Consider the following 18,253-nt stretch of genomic DNA (forward strand, 5'->3'; position numbering starts at 1 on the left):
GCGGCTCAGGCTGGTGATCTCGCTGAGCCTCCGCCGACGACTCCCGTACAGCGCCTTGCCGTCCCGCGACTTCCAGCCCGACCCGGCTGCGGCCAACACCCGCTGGTGCGGTGACATCACCTATGTCGCCACCGAGGAAGGCTGGCTCTACCTATAAGTTACGTGGAATCACGCTCATGGATGGACCTGCTGTTGGGGGCGGTACTGGAGCCGCGGTGTCCCGTTGAGCGTGTTCGTGACGGTGTTGTCGGGGAAGTGGCCGGTCCTGGATCGGCATGCGCGGGCGGCCGAGTGGCTGCAGATCTGGTCGGATCTGGGCCGGGCGCCCCGAACGATCGATGCGTACGCCCGCGGGCTCGGAGAGTTCCTGTTGGTGTGCGAGCGGGACGGGATTGCCCCGGATACCGCGAACCGCAGCCATATCGCCGCCTTCGTAAGGGAGTTGAGGACTCGGTCGAGTCGCGGTGAGGCTAACGTGCTGGCCATGGACTCGGGAGCTGGCCCGGCTAGTAGGGTCGGGGACTGGCGCGGTGGCTTCCGCTCCGTTTCCAGCCCCCGCCGCTTCAAACCGTACGTGCGGTTCTCCCGCATACGGCTTTCCGACATCGTTCACCGACTGGCATGCGCCGTCGCCCTGCGTACGGTTCCGGTAAGGCGGTAGACCCGGAGCCGTGTGATCCACCCGTAGGTGAAACGGGTGGTCCAGTTCCGACCCCGCAGGCCGTCTTTTCGGCTGGCGAGGATCGCCAGCCGTTCGTGGACGTAGCCGTCGATCGCGTTGAACTTCCGCCCGGAGTTCCCGTTGCGGAAGTACGCTCCCCAGCCCCGCAGCACAGGGTTGAGGTCGGCGACCACGGCGGACAGCGGCCGTTCAGCCTTCGAAATGACGGTGGCTGCACGGACTTTGTCCCGCAGCACCCGCATCGCTCTGGCCGAGGGCCACCGCTGCAAGTAGTACTTGCCCCGCCATTTCCACGACTCCACTTTCCGGTGGTGGAAGCCGAGAAACTCGAAGCCCAGCCCGCCCCGGGTGAGGCAGGTGATGCCGGACTTCTCCGGATGCAGCCGCATCCCGAGCCGTTCCAGCACCCTCGCCGCCAACAGCTGGGCTTGCTCGGCCCGTTGTCTGGTCGGCGACAGGACCACGAAGTCGTCGCAGTACCTCACCAACACCCCCAGCCGGCGGCCCTCGACCTGCCATGCCTCATCGAGGACATGCAGGGCGATGTTCGCCAGCAACGGGGAGATCGGTGAGCCCTGCGGGGTTCCCGCCCCGCTCGGGGAAGTCACCCCGCCCTCCAGGACTCCCATCCGCAACCAGGCCCGGATCAGCTTCAGCATTGGCCGGTCCACCACACGCCGGGCCACTTGGGCCATCAGCGCGTCATGGTCGATCGTGCCGAAACAGTCCCGGATATCGGCCTCGAACACCCACTCCCGACCCTGGTTCGCCGAGACGCGCACAGCTTCGCACGCGTCGATCGCGGACCGCTTGGGCCTAAATCCGTAGCTCGCCTCGGTGAACTGGGCCTCGAAGACTGGTTCAAGGACCAGCTTCGCGGCCGTCATCACCACCCGGTCCGCCACGGTGGGAATCGACAGCGGCCTGAACTCCCCCGGCCGCCCCGGCTTGGGAATCTTCACCCGCCGAAGCACCGACGGACGATACGCATGCGTCCGCAGTTGCTCGGCCAGGCCCCGGAGGAACGCATCCACCCCAGAGGCCGCCACCGCGTCGACGGTCACGCCGTCCACGCCGGGGGCTCCCCGGTTCGCGCACACACCGGCCCATGCCCGCCGAAGAACGTCCATGCGGTGGACATGGCTGAACAGGGCATGAAACCGGCGTTCGGGTTCTTGCTTGGCACAGCGGTAGAGCGTCCGCTGCAAGGCTCGGACCTTGTCCAGAGGACGACCGCCCGGTCCTGCGACGGCGCCTTCCTCCCGGCGGACGGATCTAGCCGAAACGGCACTCATCCGGGCCCCTCCCTGTTCGCGGATCGCATCGATGAAGCAGGGGTCCTTCGCTCCCAGCGGGTTGTGTTGTCCCGCCGATCCGCACTACTACGACCCCCTCCGACTGCCTCTCGGCAGCCCGCCACTTCCCGGTTCCGCCGGTTATAGGCGAGCCACGCTTCCCGCACCGCAATTCGCGGGGCCGAGGAGGCTCTCTCCAGTTCCCAGGACAACCGTCCGACCATTCCACGCCCCTTACGCCGGGAGGTTCTTCGGCGACCGCTCCAGGTCCAAGATCGCCTTCCATGGCCTTCACCGAACAAGCACAGGCTCGGCTCCTCCTTGGCCCCGCCTCACGGCGGGCTTAAATGACGACGCTGCAGGCTTCACTTCATGTTGCGGACTGGCCGGTTGCACACCCCCTACGGGTGCTTGTCACTCCACTTCGACGCCACCCTTTCGAGGGACGCCGGGAGTCAGCTACCGGGGACCCTGGCGTCTCCCCGGACCGGACTTGCACCGGCTGGCTACCCTGGACTTGGCGCCCGGTTACATCGCTTCACCTCCTATGAGCTGGGGCGATACCCGAGCTGCTGGACATACGCTTGATCTTTAACCTTTGCGGCGGGGCCTTGGCATTGTTGGCTTCTTCGTTCGTCGTTTCGTTATGTCCATTTTGTGGACTGTGTGGACGTCGTGGCGGGGTGCGGGGTGGGTGTTCTTGCGGCCGGGAGGTCGGCCTGGGCCGGGGCGGGAGGGTTTCGGTGCTTCGGTCGGGCAGAGGGTCTTCGGGCGGAGGTGTCTGAAGTCGCGGCGGACTCGGGCAGGGGTGAGACGGTCGGACGGTTTCGGTTTCTCCCACGGCCGCCGCAGGTCGGCCGCCGGCGGCCGGGCCAGACGTAGTTGGGCGTATGCGGCCAGGATGAGCCAGGTCCACCGGTCGGCGGCTTCGGGGGTGCGGATCTTGGGGTGGGTCCAGTCGAGGGTCTGCTTGAACAGTCGAAAGGTGTGCTCGATGTCGAAGCGTCGCAGGTAGACCTGCCAGAGCAGGTCGACCTGGGTGGGGGTGGCGTCGGTGCCCGACCACCACAGCCACACCGGTTTTGGGATGGCGCCGCTGGGCAAGTGCTCGACCCGCAGATGGATCACAGTTCCCTCGATGAGTGGGAGGGTTCCCAGTTCGGCGACCCAGGCAGAACGGTGTGTCAGCCGTGGGTGGAGACGGTCCCATGCCCGGGCGGTGGCGGTCCCATACAGCCGGGTCTGCGTGAGGGTCTGCGTGTCGGGGATGTCCCAGGTGGACTGGTCGCCGAAGGCGAACTCGCTGCCGTGACGCGGCGGGCGGCGCATCGTATGGGGCTTTCGCGGTGGGACGGACCGACGCAGGACACGGTCCGAACGCATCCGGCCAAGCACCTGAACCGGCAGATCCTTGAGCAGGAACGCCAGGCGGGGCACGTCGTACCCAGCATCTACCACGATGAGGATCTCCTGGTCGGCGTCCTTCCACTGCCCTGCCTCCATCAGTCGGCCGACCAACTCGCGCATCTGCCGGGCGGTGACCGTGGCGGCGTCGTCGCCCGGTGCCAGTCGCAGAGCGTCCAGCGGCGCGGTCCACGAACTGCGGCCCGTCTCCAGCGCGCAGATCACCGAGTACGGCCAGCCCGGAACGGGATTGTTGGTCTTTGCCGCGGCCGTAGGAGTGGCACAGGATCCGCTGCGGTGCGGTGAACCGCCCCGGCTTTTCAGCGAAATCCATCAGGCTCATGCGGGCAGCTTCGCGTGGCGCTTTGACGTCCCGTCCACTGGGTCACGAGTGGTATGGTCGCCCGCTTCAGTGCGGCCGGTGGTCCTTGTGAGACTCCCGGTCGCCATTGCTTCGGTTACAGGCGCTCGCCCGGAAGGGCGCTGTACACCTTCCGGAGCATTTCGAGAACCGGATCGTTCGTTGCGAACTCCGTGTCGTCGATGGCGTTGATCGTGCGAACGCCGATGGAGGTGTTCGTCGCGAAGGCGGCCCGCATGCGGGGAAGTTCCTTGAGAGTGACCGGAGCGGTGATGGTCTGTTCGTGAGCCTCCTGGAGCAACTGCATGGTGACGCCAGGAAGAACAGGAGCGTCGGGCCAGACCACGGTTCCGGCCTCGTCCACGAAGCCTAGGTTCCAGGTCCCTCCCTCGGACACCCGCTCATCGGTTTCCACGAAGACGGCGTCGTCGAAGCCGGCTACCTGCGCTTCGCGGCGCAGCCTCAGCTGACTGAACAGCCCGGTGTGCTTCACCAGGGCCGTGTCCCGACTGAAGGTGAACGTCTTTGCCTTCAGCGGCGGGGGAGACGTCGCGCCTGTCGGCCTGGAGGTCACCAGGATCTGCGGATGCGCGTCGGCACCAGGATGCCCCACTTCCAAGGCAGGGTCGAAGACGGTGACCCGGATGTTGAACGACCCAGTGCGCTCCCGGGTGGCCTGACGGACGTAGCTCAGGACCAGCTCAGGGGCGAGGTCCGTTCCGAACACCACTCGGCAGTCACGGACGAGCCGCTCCATGTGGAGAGTCAGCCCGCGGATGGCGCCGTCGTCGCAGCGCATCGAGGTGAAGTGCCCGTAGTTCGTGAGCGCCAGGGTCTGGAGCTCTTCGAGCGATACCGGTTTTCCGTTGAGTTCGGTCATGTGCCCAAGTCTGGCACCGAATTGGGACATAAAGTCCTGGTCAGAGAAGAGAGTTCGGAAAAGTTCGGTGCCAGGGCGGTGGGAGGTCCTACTCCACAGCGCCTTTCGCGGCGATGCCTCAGACATGTTCAGCACGCATCGGCTGCCCTCCCAGGCACCTCCTGTGAACGGGGGAACGGCGCGCATGGATCCCGGAACGGCTGCACTCCGGGATCACCGTCCGCGACACCCGGTTCAAGAGGTTGGGCGAGGTCATGGCGGTGGCCTGGTCCGGCTGTGACCGGCGTCAGACATGGCGGGCCTGGCTGTGACCGGGAACCCGCGCATGGACGACCTGATCGCACTCGGAGGTTCCCGTGATCCCGCTCTCCCATGACAGAGCCACGGAACTTGCCCGCCGCGTAGCGATGGTTCGCTCCTCTGCGCTCCTCGGCGCCGAGTGCCGGCCCGTGCATACGGCTGGGGCTCGTACCCTTGCCCGCTACCCTGCGCACCGAGAGCGAGCGTGGCACCTGCCAGGTCTGCCTCGTTCCGCGACCGCTGCCTCGCCCTCGCGATCGTCACGGACGACACCCGCGACGGCATCCGCGGCGGCCTGTTTCCCCTCCAGCAGGTGGCGCTCAACCGGCCGCCGGCGATGTCGGAATGTGCCGTGGCCAGACGCGCGACCAGTGCCATATCAGGCAACGTTCGCCCTGCCGTTGGTGTTGCTCCCGTTCCTCTTGGCGGAGCCGGCCATCCCGGCCAGGGATGCCCCGGCCTCCCCGCCGCCTGTGCGTGTGCCCGAGGCGGCCGTCGTCATGGTCGAAGTCCGGACATCGTGCCGAGCGGGTACTTGGCTGAGGAAAGTCCGCTGTGTCCTGAATTGCCATGAGTTGGCTGCCATGCGCCGACCGGTCGATCGCGGCCAATTCGGCGGTGATATCGAGCCATTTTGACTGGCATCGGGGTCCGATCTCCACATCTTATAAATGGCTGAAATTCGATGAACGCTCTGCCGGTTTGGTGGTGCGGTTCGGGGTGGGGGGCTCTCCGTGCCCGGCGGGAGCCCGAGGTCAGTGCGGCATTCGAGGTGGGTAAAGTGCCGAACGTCCCTACTTTGAGGGACTTGGCTGGCGATGGGTGATTCGGTCCGCTTCGGATGCCGTCGGCCCGTGCCAGGGGGCGTTGGACGGACCGATTGTGGCGTGTAAGCATCCCCGCGTGATCTACAAATGGCCCATATGCAACGTATTGGTAGGGCCGGTCCATGGTCGTTCCCCTGCACCAGTGATGGCCCACCAGCTCGAACCAGAGGTGGGCGAGCCCGGACGGAGCCCCGTGGGTCCGCGTGCCCAAAGCGGTCACGGGCCCTTCGCGCCCGTGCGTACGGCGGCTCTCCTCGTTCCTGACTCCTCGCGCTCATCCATCGGTTGGGGCCCGGCTCAGCCGGCCGGCCCGCACCGCACCGCGCCTGGCGGTATCGCGTCCGGGGCCGTCGCCGGCCGGGTGCGCCGATTCCCGGAAGCGCCCGCTCCGAAGGCCTCCCGCCCGGAAGGGTTACGGCTGTCCGCGCGGCTCGCTCCCGGTACCTGCCGCGGCCCCGCGGCGCCCGCCTCCGGAGGCCGTGCCAGAAGTGGGGCGGGTGACGGGCCCCGCCCGGGACGCGCTCCGGGGCGGTGATCCGGGTGACTCCGTGGACGCGCGCGGCGCGGTAGCCCGCCCGATGTGGCGCCGGCTCCCGTCATCCCGAAGTGTCACCCCGTGCCGCGCGGTCCGCCCGCGAGTTGGACCGCCTCCCCGCCGTGCCGAACGGCGAAGACCACCCCATGTTGTGAGAGAAAGCGTGACCTTGTGAACGCCGTCATGAATCCGCCATCCGGCATGTCCTTCAACGTCCTGGGGCCGGTGGCGGTGTCGTCCACCGTCGGCCCGCTCCCGTTGGGGCCGGCCCGCCAACGCGCCGTGCTGTCGGCGCTGTTGCTGGCCCCGGGTCAGGTGATGGGGTCCGAGCGGCTCGCCGAGGCCATATGGCCGACCAGCCCTCCCGGCAACGCGGTCGCCAGTCTCCACAGCTATGTCTCACACCTCCGCCGCCAGCTGGAGCCGGACTGCCCGCCGTGGGGGCGGAACCGGATCCTGCGGCGGGAGTCGCAGGGGTACCTCATCGCCGTCGAGGCGGACCGGGTGGACGCCCGGCGCTTCGAGTTCCTGCTGTGCGAGGGGCGGCAACTGCTCCGGGAGGGGAACTACCCGGAGGCCAGCCGGGTGCTCAGGGCGTCCCTGGAGCTGTGGCGGGGGTCGCCCTACGCTGAGCTCGGGGACTACGAGCCCGCCATGTGCGAGGCGGCGCGGCTGGAGGAACTGCGCCTGGCGACGCTGGAGGTCCTCTGGGAGACCGAGCTGGCCTGGGGGCAGGACTACGTCACCGCCATCGCCGAACTGGCCGCGCTGAGCGCGCGGTTCCCCGCCCGCGAGCGGCTGGGGTGGCTGCTTATGGTCGCCCTGTGCGAGGTGGACCGGCAGGCGGAGGCGGTGGCGGTCTACAACCGGATCCGACGGGCGCTCGCCCAGGAACTGGGAGTGGACCCGGGACGGGAACTCCGGTCGCTGTTCGCCCGGATCCTTCGTGACGAACCCGTCGGACGGGACTGCCTGCGACGCTGACGGCTGCCGGGGGACGCTGCAACCGTCCCCCGGCGAGCCTTCGGCGGCATCCCGTCGTTCAGTGGATCCGTCGGTGGTGGCCGGCCCAGTACGGCTCCCTGAGCCGGCCCTTCTGGACCTTTCCATTGCTGGTGCGAGGCAGGGTGTCCCGGAACTCCACGGAGGTGGGCGCCTTGTAGCGGGCCAGCCGCTGTTTGCAGTGGGAGATGATCTCCTCCTCGGTGGGGCGGGCCCCCTCGGCCAGCACGACCAGTGCCTTGACCGTCTCGCCCCACCGCCGGTCCGGCACGCCGATGACCGCCACCCCGGCGATAGAGGGGTGGCCGAGTAGGCAGTCCTCGACCTCCACCGAGGACACGCTCTCCCCACCGGTGACGATGACGTCCTTCACCCGGTCGAAGAGGACGAGGTGCCCCTCGTCGTCGAAGTCCCCCACATCACCGGTGCGGAACCAACCGTCCTCCAGCGCGGTCGCGTTCGCCCCCTCGTCCTGCCAGTAGCTGTCCAGCACCATGTTGGAGCGCGCCAGCACCTCGCCCTGGGGACCGGTCCGCAGCCGCACGCCCAGTGCGGGGGCGCCGGCCCGGGTCAGCCCGCCGTCCCCCTCGGCACCCGGCAGCCGACGGTTGAAGGTGAGCAGCGTCGTCTCGGTCAGGCCGTAGACCTGGAGGAACTCCCAGCCCAGTTCGTTCTCCACCTGGGAGACCAGCCGTTCGCTGACGGGCGCGCCCGCGCAGACCACGCGGACCCGGCCGCGCCCGGGGACCTCGCCCGGCCATTCCCGGGCCGCCTCGATCACCGCGTTCCACACGGCGGGGGCGCCGAACGCCAGGGTTACGCCGTGCTCCTGGACCCGGCGCAGGATCTCCGCACCGTCGATCCGGCGCAGCAGCACCTGCTTGGCGCCCAGCCCGGCGAGGAGGAACGGCACGCCCCAGCCGTTGCAGTGGAAGGTGGGCAGGGTGTGGAGGTAGACGTCCCCCTCCCAGATGCGGGCGTGGACGCCGAAGGTCATGGCGTTGAGCCAGATGCTGCGGTGGGTCAGTGCGACGCCCTTGGGGCAGGAGGAGGTGCCCGAGGTGTAGTTGAGGGTCGCGACAGCGTTCTCGTCGGGCCGTGACCAGGGGCGCGGCTCGACGTCGAACCGCATGACCTCACGCTCGGTCTGCTCGCCGAGGACGAACCGCTTCGGCCCGTCGACCGTGTCGAGGGCGGGGTCCACGTCGGGGTCGACGAACACCACCGAGGCGTCGCACTGGCGCAGGATGTAGGAGATCTCCTCCGGCGTCAGCCGGTAGTTGACCGGTACGCAGACCCGTCCACTGGCCGTGACCGCGTAGAGCAGTTCCAGCAGCCGGGCCGAGTTGGGGCTGACGACCGCGACGCGCTCGCCCTCGCTGATCCCCAGCGCGTCCAGGCCGGCCTGCCAGGCCCGTATGCGCCGCAGCAGACCGCCGTATGCGGCCGTGGGCACGGGGGCGGCCGGCTGGAGCGGCTCATCGACCAGGGCTGTGCGGTCGGCGGCGGTTGCCTCGGCGCGGACGAGGAAATCGGCCATGGTGAGGGGAACGTGCATGAGGTGTCCTCCGACGGAAGTACCGGGAGAGAGGCGAGGAGAGCCGGGGCGATGTACCCCGGTGCGCAGCGGACATTCCGGTCGTCCGAGGCCGCGCCATCGCTTCAGGCGCCCATAGTGGCACTCCCGATCGCATCCAGAAACCCTGGTCTTCAGGCGCCAAGTTCTGTCCAAGAAAGCATCAAGAGTGGTCGGCGACGATGCAACCAACCGCGGGCCGTCCACTCACCGAGATCCGCCTCGGACGTGCCGGGGACGGCCGGTCCCCGCCGGCCCCGCGGTGGTGCACGGGCACGAGGTCGGGAGAGACGATGCGAGACAGGGAGCCGGGCTTGGTGACCACCTGGGCCGCCCGAGGGTGGGTCGAGGAGGAGGGCATCGGCAGCGCGACCCTGCGCCGCCTGGTGCAGACCTGGCCGCGACGGGCCGCGGTGACGAACAAAGCCGAACTTCTGGAGGAGACGGCCGACTACGACGCGCTGGTCCCCGACTACCCGCTGGAGATCGTGCCGTTCGCCGAGCACCCGCTCTTCCGCGCGGCCGCGCCGGAACAGCGGCAGCGGGTGCTGACGGGCATGTGGATCGGCTACAACGAGCGCGTCATCGCCACCGAACAGCTCATCGCGGAACCAGCCTTCGACCTGGTGATGCACGGCGTCTTCGCGGGCAGCGACGATCCCCGCATACGCAAGAGCGTGCAGCAGGCGGTCGTGGACGAAAGCTTCCACACCTATATGCATATGCTCGCCATCGACCGCACCCGGGAGCTGCGCCGCATCCACGAACGGCCCGCGCAGCCCGAGCTCATCACCTACCGCCGGCTGCGCCAGGTCCTGGCGGGGATGCCGGAGCGGTGGGAACGCGACGTCGCCGTCCTGGTCTGGGGCGCGGTCGCCGAGACCTGCATCAACGCCCTGCTCGCCCTGTTGGCCCGGGACGCCACGATTCAGCCCCTGCACTCCTTGATCACCACCCTGCACCTGCGGGACGAGACCGCGCACGGCTCGATCGTCGTCGAGGTCGTCAAGGAGCTGTACGCCCGGATGAACCCCGAGCAGCGGCGGACCCTGGTGCGGTGCCTGCCGCTGGCTCTGGCTGCCTTCGCCGAACAGGACCTCGCCACGCTGCGGATGGAGCTGGACGCGGCGGGCATCCGTGGCACCGAGGAGATCCTCGGGGACCTGCGGGCGACGACCGGCGGCAGCCGGCTCGTCCGCGATTTCTCCGGCGCCCACAAGATGATCGAACAGCTGGGAGTGACCGGCGAGGTCGACTTCGACTTCCCCGAGCGGCCCGACTGGTCGCCCCACGCGGGCACCCACCACTGACGCCGGCCCCGGCGCACCCTACGGTCCGCGGCGCACGACGGTGGAGAACCAGCCTTGCGCAGTGCAGAACACGACGACCGGCCGCCTCACCCTGCCAGGAAGGAAGCGATGATGGAACTGCACGAGGGAGGCGACCGGCTGCGGCAGCGGCTGGCGGTTGCTCGGGGCCGGGAGCGACAGCGTCTGCTGCTGGACCTGATCCGCACCCACGCCTCCGCCGTCGTCGACGGGAACGGCCCGCTGCGGCTCGATCCCGCTCGGGCCTTCGGCGAGCAGGGCATCCGCGGGCGGGCCGCCGCGCGGCTGCGCGAGCTGCTCGGCGAGGCGACGGGCCTCGTCCTCCCCGCGACCATCGTCTTCGACTACCCGACCCCGCGGGCGCTGGCCGAGCGCATCGGCGCCCTGCTGCTCGGCGCCGACGGCGCCCCCGGGGCCACCGTCGGTCCGGGATCCACGGAGGCCGACGAGCCGATCGCGATCGTGGGCATGGGCTGCCGGCTGCCCGGCGGCGTCAGCTCCCCGGACGACCTCTGGGAGTTGGTGCGCACCGAGACGGACGCCATCTCCGAGTTCCCCACCGACCGCGGCTGGAACGTCGAGTACGACCCGGACCCCGACCACATCGGCACCACGGTCACCCGGCACGCCGGATTCCTCTACGACGCACCGGACTTCGACGCCGACTTCTTCGCGATCAGCCCCGGTGAGGCGGTCACCATCGACCCCCAGCACCGGCTTCTGCTGGAGACGACCTGGGAGGCCATCGAGGGGGCCAGGATCGACCCGACCTCGCTGCGCGGCAGCCGGACCGGTGTGTTCGTCGGCCTGATGTACAGCGAGTACGGCGCCCGGATACGGCAGGTGCCGCCGAGCGCCGAGGGCTACCGCGTGGTGGGCAGCATGCCCAGCGTCGCCTCCGGCCGCCTCTCCTACACCTTCGGTTTCGAGGGCCCCGCGGTCACCGTGGACACCGCCTGCTCGTCTTCCCTGGTGGCGATGCATCTGGCGGCCGAGTCGCTGCGCAGGGGGGAGTGCTCGCTTGCCGTGGCCGGCGGCGTCACCGTGATGTCCACGCCCTGGGGCTACATCGAGTTCAGCCGTCAGCGCGGCCTCGCGCCCGACGGGCGGGCCCGCTCGTTCTCCGCCGACGCGGGCGGCAGCAGCTGGTCCGAGGGCGTGGGCGTGCTGGTCCTGGAACGGCTCTCCGACGCGCGGCGCAACGGACATCACGTCCTGGCCGTCGTCCGCGGCTCCGCCGTCAACCAGGACGGCGCGTCCAACGGCCTGACGGCGCCCAACGGCCCGGCACAGCAGCAGGTGATCCGTCAGGCGCTGGCCGGCGCCGGACTGACGACGGCCGATGTGGACGTCGTGGACGCGCACGGCGCCGGCACCCGGCTCGGGGACCCGATCGAGGCCCAGGCCCTCCTCGCCACCTACGGCCAGGGCCGGCCCGCCGAACGGCCACTGTGGCTAGGGTCGTTGAAGTCCAACATCGGCCACACCCAGGCCGCCGCCGGCGTCGCCGGCGTGATCAAGATGGTGATGGCACTCCGCAACGGGGAGCTCCCGCGCAGCCTCCACATCACCGAGCCGACCCCCGTCGTCGACTGGTCCTCCGGCGCTGTGGAACTGCTCACCGAGGCCCGGCCCTGGCCCGAGACCGGCCGCCCGCGCCGGGCCGGCGTCTCCTCGTTCGGTGTGGGCGGCACCAACGCCCATGTCATCCTGGAACAGCCCGAGTCCGAGCCCGAGGCGCCGCGCGCGACGGCCCCGGCGTCCGACGAGGACGGCGCCGCCGCCCGGCCGCTGCCCTGGCTGCTCTCCGGCCGCGGCGAGGCCGGCCTGCGGGCCCAGGCCCGCCGCGTCCGGGACTTCCTGGCGGCCCACCCCGAGGTGCCGGACACGGACGCCGCCCACTCGCTGGCGGCCTCGCGGGCCGCCCTGCCGGACCGGGCCGTCGTGGTGGCCGCGGACCGCACCGAGGCGCTCGCCGGCCTGGCCGCCCTCGCCGACGGCCAGGAGACCGCGGGCACCGCCCTGGGCACCGCCGCCAACCGCGACGGCCTCGTCTTCGTGTTCCCCGGCCAGGGCTCCCAGTGGCCCGGCATGGCCGCCGAACTCATGGGCACCTCACGGGTGTTCCGCGAGTCGATCGAGGCGTGCGACAAGGCCCTCGCCCCCCACACGGACTGGTCGCTCACCAAGGTGCTGTGCGGGAGGTCCGGCGCGCCCACCCTGGAGCGCGTCGACGTCGTACAGCCCGCTCTGTTCGCGGTGATGGTCTCCCTCGCCGCGGTATGGCGGTCGTTCGGCGTGGAACCCACCGCCGTCGTCGGGCACTCGCAGGGCGAGATCGCCGCCGCCCACGTCGCCGGCGCCCTCTCCCTGGAGGACGCGGCCCGCATCGTTGCCCTCCGCAGCCGGGCACTGCGGGTGCTGTCCGGGCGGGGCGGCATGGTCTCCGTCGCCGCCCCCGTCGACCGGGTGCTCCGCGAACTGGGGCGCCGGCCCGGCCCGGTGTCGGTCGCCGCCGTCAACGGGCCACGGTCCGTGGTGATCTCGGGCGGCCCCGCGGCGCTGGACGAGGCCATCGAGGCGTTCACCGCCGACGGCGTGCGCGCCAAGCGGATCCCCGTGGACTACGCCTCGCACTCGCCGCAGGTCGACGAGATGCGCGAGACCTTGCTGGAGGCCCTGGCCGGCGTCGAACCGCAGCGGGCGGCGGTGCCGTTCTACTCCACGGTGTCCGCCGAGCCCATCGACACCACCGCCCTGGACACCGAGTACTGGATCACCAACCTCCGCGAGACCGTCCAGTTCGACCGCACCGTCCGCCGGCTGATCGCCGACGGCCACACCGGCTTCGCCGAGATGAGCCCGCACCCGGTGCTGACGGTCGGTATCCAGGAGACGGCCGACGACGCGGCCGCCGACGGCGTCCTGACCCTCGACTCACTGCGGCGCAACGAGGGCGGCCCGGCGCGGCTGCTGGCCGCGGTCGGCGAGGCCCACGCGCACGGCGTCGCCGTCGACTGGTCACCGGCCTTCGATCACGCCGACCCCCGCCTGGTGGACTTGCCGACCTACGCCTTCCAGCGGCGCCGCTACTGGCTGGAGGACGACGCCGCGCCGCAGGCGGACGTGAGGGCGGCCGGCCTGGACGGGGTGGACCACCCCCTCCTCGGCGCCGCGATCCCGCTCGCGGACGGCAGCGGCACCACGCTGTACACCGGCACGCTCTCGGCCGCGGCCCACCCCTGGCTCGCCGACCACGGCGTCGCCGACGTCCTCGTGGTGCCCGGTACCGCGCTCGTCGAACTGGCCCTGCACGCCGGCGCGCAGACCAGCTGCGAACTGCTGGAGGAGCTGGTCCTCCAAGCCCCGCTCCTCCTGCCCGAACAGGGCACCGTCCGCCTCCAGCTGACCCTCGGCGGACCGGACGTCACCGGCCGCCGCGCCGTCACCCTCTACTCCCGCGCGGGCGACGCCGGCGCCGACGAACCCTGGACCCGGCACGCCGAGGGCACCCTTGCCCCCGGCGACGGGCACGGCGAGAACCTCCCCCGGCCGTGGCCGCCGGCCGGCGCCGAAGAGGTCGCACTCGACGACTGCTACCGGCAGCTGGCCAAGAACGGACTCCACTACGGGCCCGCCTTCCAGGGCCTGAGCCGCTGCTGGCGCCTCGACGGGGACGTCTACGTCGAGGTCGGGCTCCCCGAGGGCGGCGGCGACGCCGGCCGCTACGGGCTGCACCCCGCCCTGTTCGACGCGGCGCTGCATGCCGCGGCGTTCGTCGGACTCTCCGGCACGGCCCCGGACGACGCGGTGACCCGGCTTCCGTTCTCCTGGAACGGTGTCGCCCTGCACGCCGCCGGCGCCGACCGGCTGCGCGCCCGGATCCGGTTCACCGGACCCGACTCGCTGTCCCTCACCGCCACGGACCCCACCGGCCGCCCCGTCGCCACCGTGGCGTCCCTCGGGATGCGCCCGGTGGCAGCCGAGGCCCTGCACCGGGCCGCGGCCTCGGCCGGCACCTCGCTGCTCCAGCTGGAATGGCGTCCCGCCGCCCGGTCCGAACCCCGCGTCCCCGACGCCCGGCGCTGGGCCTGGACCGGCCCCGAGGACCCCGCGACCGCCGCCGGCCACGAGCACCACGCCGACCTCGCGGCCCTGCGGGCCGCCCTGGACACCGGCGCCCCCGCGCCCGATGTCCTCGTCCTCGCCCAGCCGGCCGTCGCGGCGGAGCCCGACCCGGCCACCGCCGCGCACCACGCCGTCCACCGCGTCCTGGCCGCCGTCCAGGACTGGCTGGCCGACGACCGGCTCGCCGCCTCCCGCCTCGTCGTCCTCACCCGAGGCGCCGTCGCGACCGCGCCCGGTGCCGCGCCCGACCCCGTCGCCGCCGCCGTGTGGGGGCTGGTGGCCTCGGCGCAGTCCGAGAACCCCGACCGCATCACCCTGGTCGACCTCGACGCCCACGCCGCCTCCGCCGCCGCGCTCCCGGCCGCCGTGGACAGCGGCGACGCCCGGACCGCGGTGCGCGAGGGCACCCTCCTGGTACCGCACCTGACCCGGGCCACCACCCCGGCGTCCACCGGCGGACCGCTCTGGCGCACCGACGGAACGGTCCTGGTGACCGGCGGACTCGGCGTACTGGGCCGGATGACCATCCGTCATCTCGTCGCCTCCCATGGGATCCGGCGCGTCATGGTCGTCTCCCGCTCCGGGGCCGCGACCGACGGGGCCGCCGGGTTCGTGGATGAACTCACCGCCCAGGGAGCCGAGTTGCACCTGGTGCCCGGTGACGCCGCCGACCGCGGCGTCCTGGAGCGGGCCCTCGCCTCGATCCCGGCCGACCAGCCGCTGACGGCCGTGGTCCACCTCGCCGGCACCCTCGACGACGGCGTCCTCACCTCGCTGACCCCTGAGCGCGCCGACCGCGTGCTCCGCCCCAAGGCGGACGCGGCCTGGCACCTGCACCAGCTCGTCACCGACCCGAACGTGGCGTTCGTGGCCTTCTCGTCCCTGTCGAGCGTGCTCGGGCCCGCCGGCCAGGGCAGCTACGCGGCGGCCAACGCCTTCGTGGACGCCCTGGTCACCCGCCGCCGCGCCGCCGGGCTCTCCGGCCTCGCGCTGGGCTGGGGCCTGTGGGAATCCCGATCGGCGCTGACCGGCGACCTGGACGAAGCGGACGTACGGCGGATGGCCCGCTCCGGCGTCCGGCCGCTCTCCGACGACCAGGGCCTCGCCCTGCTCGACCTCGCCCGCGCCACCGACGCCCCCGTGGTCTTCCCCCTGCACCTGGACACCGCGGCCCTCGGCAGCGGCGACGCCGACGTCCCGCCCCTGCTGCGCGGACTCGCCCGCACCCCGGTGCGCCGCGCCGCCGCCCGCGCCACGGCACCGGAGGCTGCCGCCGGCGACTCCCTGGCCGCGCGCCTGGCCCGCGCCCCGGAGGCCGCACAGGACGCCCAGCTGCTGACGCTGGTCCGCACCCATGTCGCCGCAGTCCTCGGCTACGACGACCCGCGGACCGTCGGCGAACGCCGCACCTTCGTGGAGATCGGCTTCGACTCGCTGCGCGCCCTGCAACTGCGCAACCGGCTCAACGGCGCCACGGGACTGCGCCTGCCGGCCACCCTGGTCTTCGACCACCCCACCCCCGTCACGCTCGGCCGACACCTGCGCACCCTGCTGGTGCCGGACGCGCCAGCGGCAGGGGACACCGGCGACGAGGCGACAACGTCCCGTCCGGACACGGTCGTTCCTGATCCCGCACCGGCTACAGGCGGAGGAAGCGAGGCGATCGAGCAGCTCCGCTCGGCGGCCTCCCTGGAGGAAGTCTTCGACTTCATCGACGACCAGCTCGGCCAGTAGCCCGGTCCCGCTCGAACCCCACCGGGAGGCGCCCGATGCGTGTGCTCTTGATAGACAACTACGACTCCTACACCTACAACCTGTTCCAGCTGATCGCCGAGGTGTACGGCAAGGAGCCGACGGTCCTTGTCAACGACGCCCCCTCCTGGCCGGAGCTCGACCCGGACATGTTCGACTGCGTGGTCATCTCGCCCGGCCCGGGCCGCCCCCAGCACCCGGCCGACCTCGGCTTCTGCCAGGAGGTCCTGGACCGTTGGACGGACGTGCCCGTCCTGGGCGTCTGCCTGGGCCACCAGGCCATCGCCCACCGGCATGGCGCGGAGGTGACCGAGGGCACGCCCCGTCACGGCCACCTGGCCAAGGTCCGCCACGGCGGCCAGGATCTGTTCGACGGCCTGCCGCAGAACTTCGTCGCGGTCCGCTACCACTCGCTGCGGGCCACCGAACCGCTGCCGGAGGAGCTGGAGGCCACCGCCTGGGCCGAGGACGGCACCGTGATGGCGCTGCGGCACCGCACCCTGCCGCGCTGGGGCGTGCAGTTCCACCCCGAGTCCGTAGCCAGCGAATGGGGCGCCCAGCTCCTCCAGAACTTCGCCAGGCTGGTCGGCGCCGGCTACGCGGCCGCGCCGGTGGAGCGGCCGCGCTGGGCCCCCGCCCGGGAAGCGACCCCCGCCACCGGCCCCGAACTGCGGCCCGTCGTCGAGGTCCTGGACCGGGCGGTGGACACCGCGGAGCTGTTCACCGCGCTGTTCGCGGCCGGCGACAACTCCTTCTGGCTGGACAGCAGCGCGCCGGGGATCGGCGGCGCCCGGTTCTCCTTCCTCGGCGACGACTCCGGCCCCCTGGCCGAGACCCTGACCTACCGCACCGGCGAGAACCGGGTGGCCGTCCGCGACGCCCACGGCGAACGGACCGAGCCCGGCAGCATCTTCGACGTGCTCCAGCAGCGGCTCCGCACCCGCCGCCTCACCACGCCGGACCTGCCCTTCGACCTCAACGGCGGCTACGTCGGCTACTTCGGCTACGAGCTCAAGGGCGACTGCGGGAGTCCCAACGTCCACACCGCCGAGACCCCGGACGCCGTGTGGATCTTCACCGACCGCCTGGTCGTGGTGGACCATCAGGAGGAGAGGACCTACGTCCTGGCTGTCACGACCACCGGCGAGGACGAGACCGCGGCGGCCCGCGCCTGGGCGGAGGAGACGGCCCGCCGGGCCGCCGTCCTGCCTGACCCCGCCCCGGCCGACGGGACCTCCCCGGCCGCCTCCGCGCCCTCGGAGCGGGGCATCTCCCGCGACCGCGCCGCGTACACCGCCGACATCGGTGCCTGCCTCGACGAACTGCACAGCGGTGAGAGCTACGAGATCTGCCTGACCAACCGCATCATGCTGCCCGCCGTCAAGGACCCGCTCGGCTACCACCTGCTGCTGCGGAGCCACAACCCCGCCCCCTACGGCGCCTTCCTGCGCCATGGCGAGCTGAGCGTGGTGTGCTCCTCCCCGGAGCGGTTCCTGCGGATCGCCCCGGACGGCGTCGCCGAGAGCAGACCGATCAAGGGGACCGCGCCCCGCGGCGCGGACCCGGCCAGCGACGAGGCGCTGCGCCGGTCGCTGACGGCGTCCGCCAAGACCCGGGCCGAGAACCTCATGATCGTCGACCTGCTCCGCAACGACCTGGGCCGGGTGTGCGAGGTCGGCTCCGTCGACGTCCCCGCCTATATGGTCACCGAGTCTTACGCCACGGTGCACCAGCTGGTCACCACCGTCCGGGGCCGGCTGCGGCCCGATGTGGACCCGGTCGCCTGCGTCCGGGCCTGCTTCCCCGGCGGCTCGATGACCGGCGCCCCGAAGCTGCGGACCACGGCCATCATCGACCGGCTGGAGCAGGAGGCCCGCGGCATCTACTCCGGCACCATCGGCTACTTCGGGCTCTCCGGCGGTGCCGACCTCAACATCGTCATCCGCACTGCGGTGACCACTGGCTCGGGCACGGTCATCGGCGCCGGCGGCGCCATCGTCCTGGACTCGGACCCTGACGAGGAGTTCGACGAGGTGCTCCTCAAGGGCCATGCGCTGGTGCGGGCGCACGGCCTGCTGAACGGGACGGACGCGCCCGCCGGTGCCCGGTGACCGGCCGGCCGGACCATGACCGCCACCGACTCCAAGACCGCATCAGATTTCGCGGAACAGAACGCGGGGCGG

At 71.4% G+C, this 18,253-nt stretch carries 8 protein-coding genes and 1 pseudogene; 5 read left to right on the top strand and 4 right to left on the bottom strand.

Annotation, left to right across the window (positions count from 1 at the left end; all coding sequences use genetic code 11):
- Positions 1–13 precede the first annotated feature (13 nt).
- Positions 14–157 carry a hypothetical protein gene (locus tag ACIQE0_RS36335; protein WP_402340048.1) on the top strand — a complete coding sequence of 48 codons (144 nt, stop codon included), beginning with the start codon at positions 14–16 and terminating at the stop codon, positions 155–157.
- Positions 158–609: 452 nt separating this feature from the next.
- On the opposite strand, the gene ltrA is transcribed toward ACIQE0_RS36335, so the two are convergent.
- From ltrA to ACIQE0_RS36350, 3 genes and pseudogenes are all read right to left on the bottom strand, one after another.
- Positions 610–1,977: a group II intron reverse transcriptase/maturase gene (gene ltrA, locus ACIQE0_RS36340; protein ID WP_402339994.1), complete on the bottom strand. Its 1,368-nt coding sequence runs from the start codon at positions 1,975–1,977 to the stop codon at positions 610–612.
- Positions 1,978–2,568: 591 nt separating this feature from the next.
- Positions 2,569–3,688 (bottom strand): annotated as a pseudogene (locus ACIQE0_RS36345) (transposase); the annotation flags it as partial.
- A gap of 151 nt (positions 3,689–3,839) precedes the next feature.
- Positions 3,840–4,622, bottom strand: a complete 783-nt coding sequence (locus tag ACIQE0_RS36350) for an aminotransferase class IV family protein (RefSeq protein WP_402339997.1) — start codon at positions 4,620–4,622, stop codon at positions 3,840–3,842.
- A gap of 1,845 nt (positions 4,623–6,467) precedes the next feature.
- Between ACIQE0_RS36350 and ACIQE0_RS36355 the strand changes: the two genes are divergently transcribed.
- A complete protein-coding gene (locus tag ACIQE0_RS36355) occupies positions 6,468–7,268 on the top strand; it encodes a BTAD domain-containing putative transcriptional regulator (protein ID WP_366336256.1) in 801 nt (266 codons plus the stop codon).
- Positions 7,269–7,326: 58 nt separating this feature from the next.
- Here the strand turns inward: ACIQE0_RS36355 and ACIQE0_RS36360 are convergent, their stop codons facing one another.
- Complete coding sequence (locus tag ACIQE0_RS36360; RefSeq protein WP_402340000.1) at positions 7,327–8,844, bottom strand: AMP-binding protein; 1,518 nt, start codon at positions 8,842–8,844, stop codon at positions 7,327–7,329.
- 311 nt (positions 8,845–9,155) lie between these two features.
- On the opposite strand from ACIQE0_RS36360, the gene ACIQE0_RS36365 reads away from it, so the two are divergent.
- The 3 genes from ACIQE0_RS36365 (at position 9,156) to pabB (ending at position 18,181) form a co-directional block, all read left to right on the top strand.
- The gene (locus ACIQE0_RS36365; protein ID WP_402340003.1) at positions 9,156–10,172 is read left to right on the top strand and encodes a 4-aminobenzoate N-oxygenase; all 1,017 of its coding nucleotides are present in this window, start codon (positions 9,156–9,158) and stop codon (positions 10,170–10,172) included.
- 111 nt (positions 10,173–10,283) lie between these two features.
- Positions 10,284–16,052 (top strand): type I polyketide synthase, encoded by a 5,769-nt coding sequence (locus ACIQE0_RS36370; RefSeq protein ID WP_402340006.1) that lies wholly within the window; start codon positions 10,284–10,286, stop codon positions 16,050–16,052.
- Between the two features lie 35 nt (positions 16,053–16,087).
- On the top strand, positions 16,088–18,181 hold the full coding sequence (gene pabB / locus ACIQE0_RS36375; protein WP_402340009.1) for an aminodeoxychorismate synthase component I: 2,094 nt from the start codon (positions 16,088–16,090) through the stop codon (positions 18,179–18,181).
- Positions 18,182–18,253 lie beyond the last annotated feature (72 nt).

The sequence above is a fragment of the Streptomyces sp. NPDC093097 genome, assembly GCF_044754325.1.
Classification (GTDB): Bacteria; Actinomycetota; Actinomycetes; order Streptomycetales; family Streptomycetaceae; genus Streptomyces.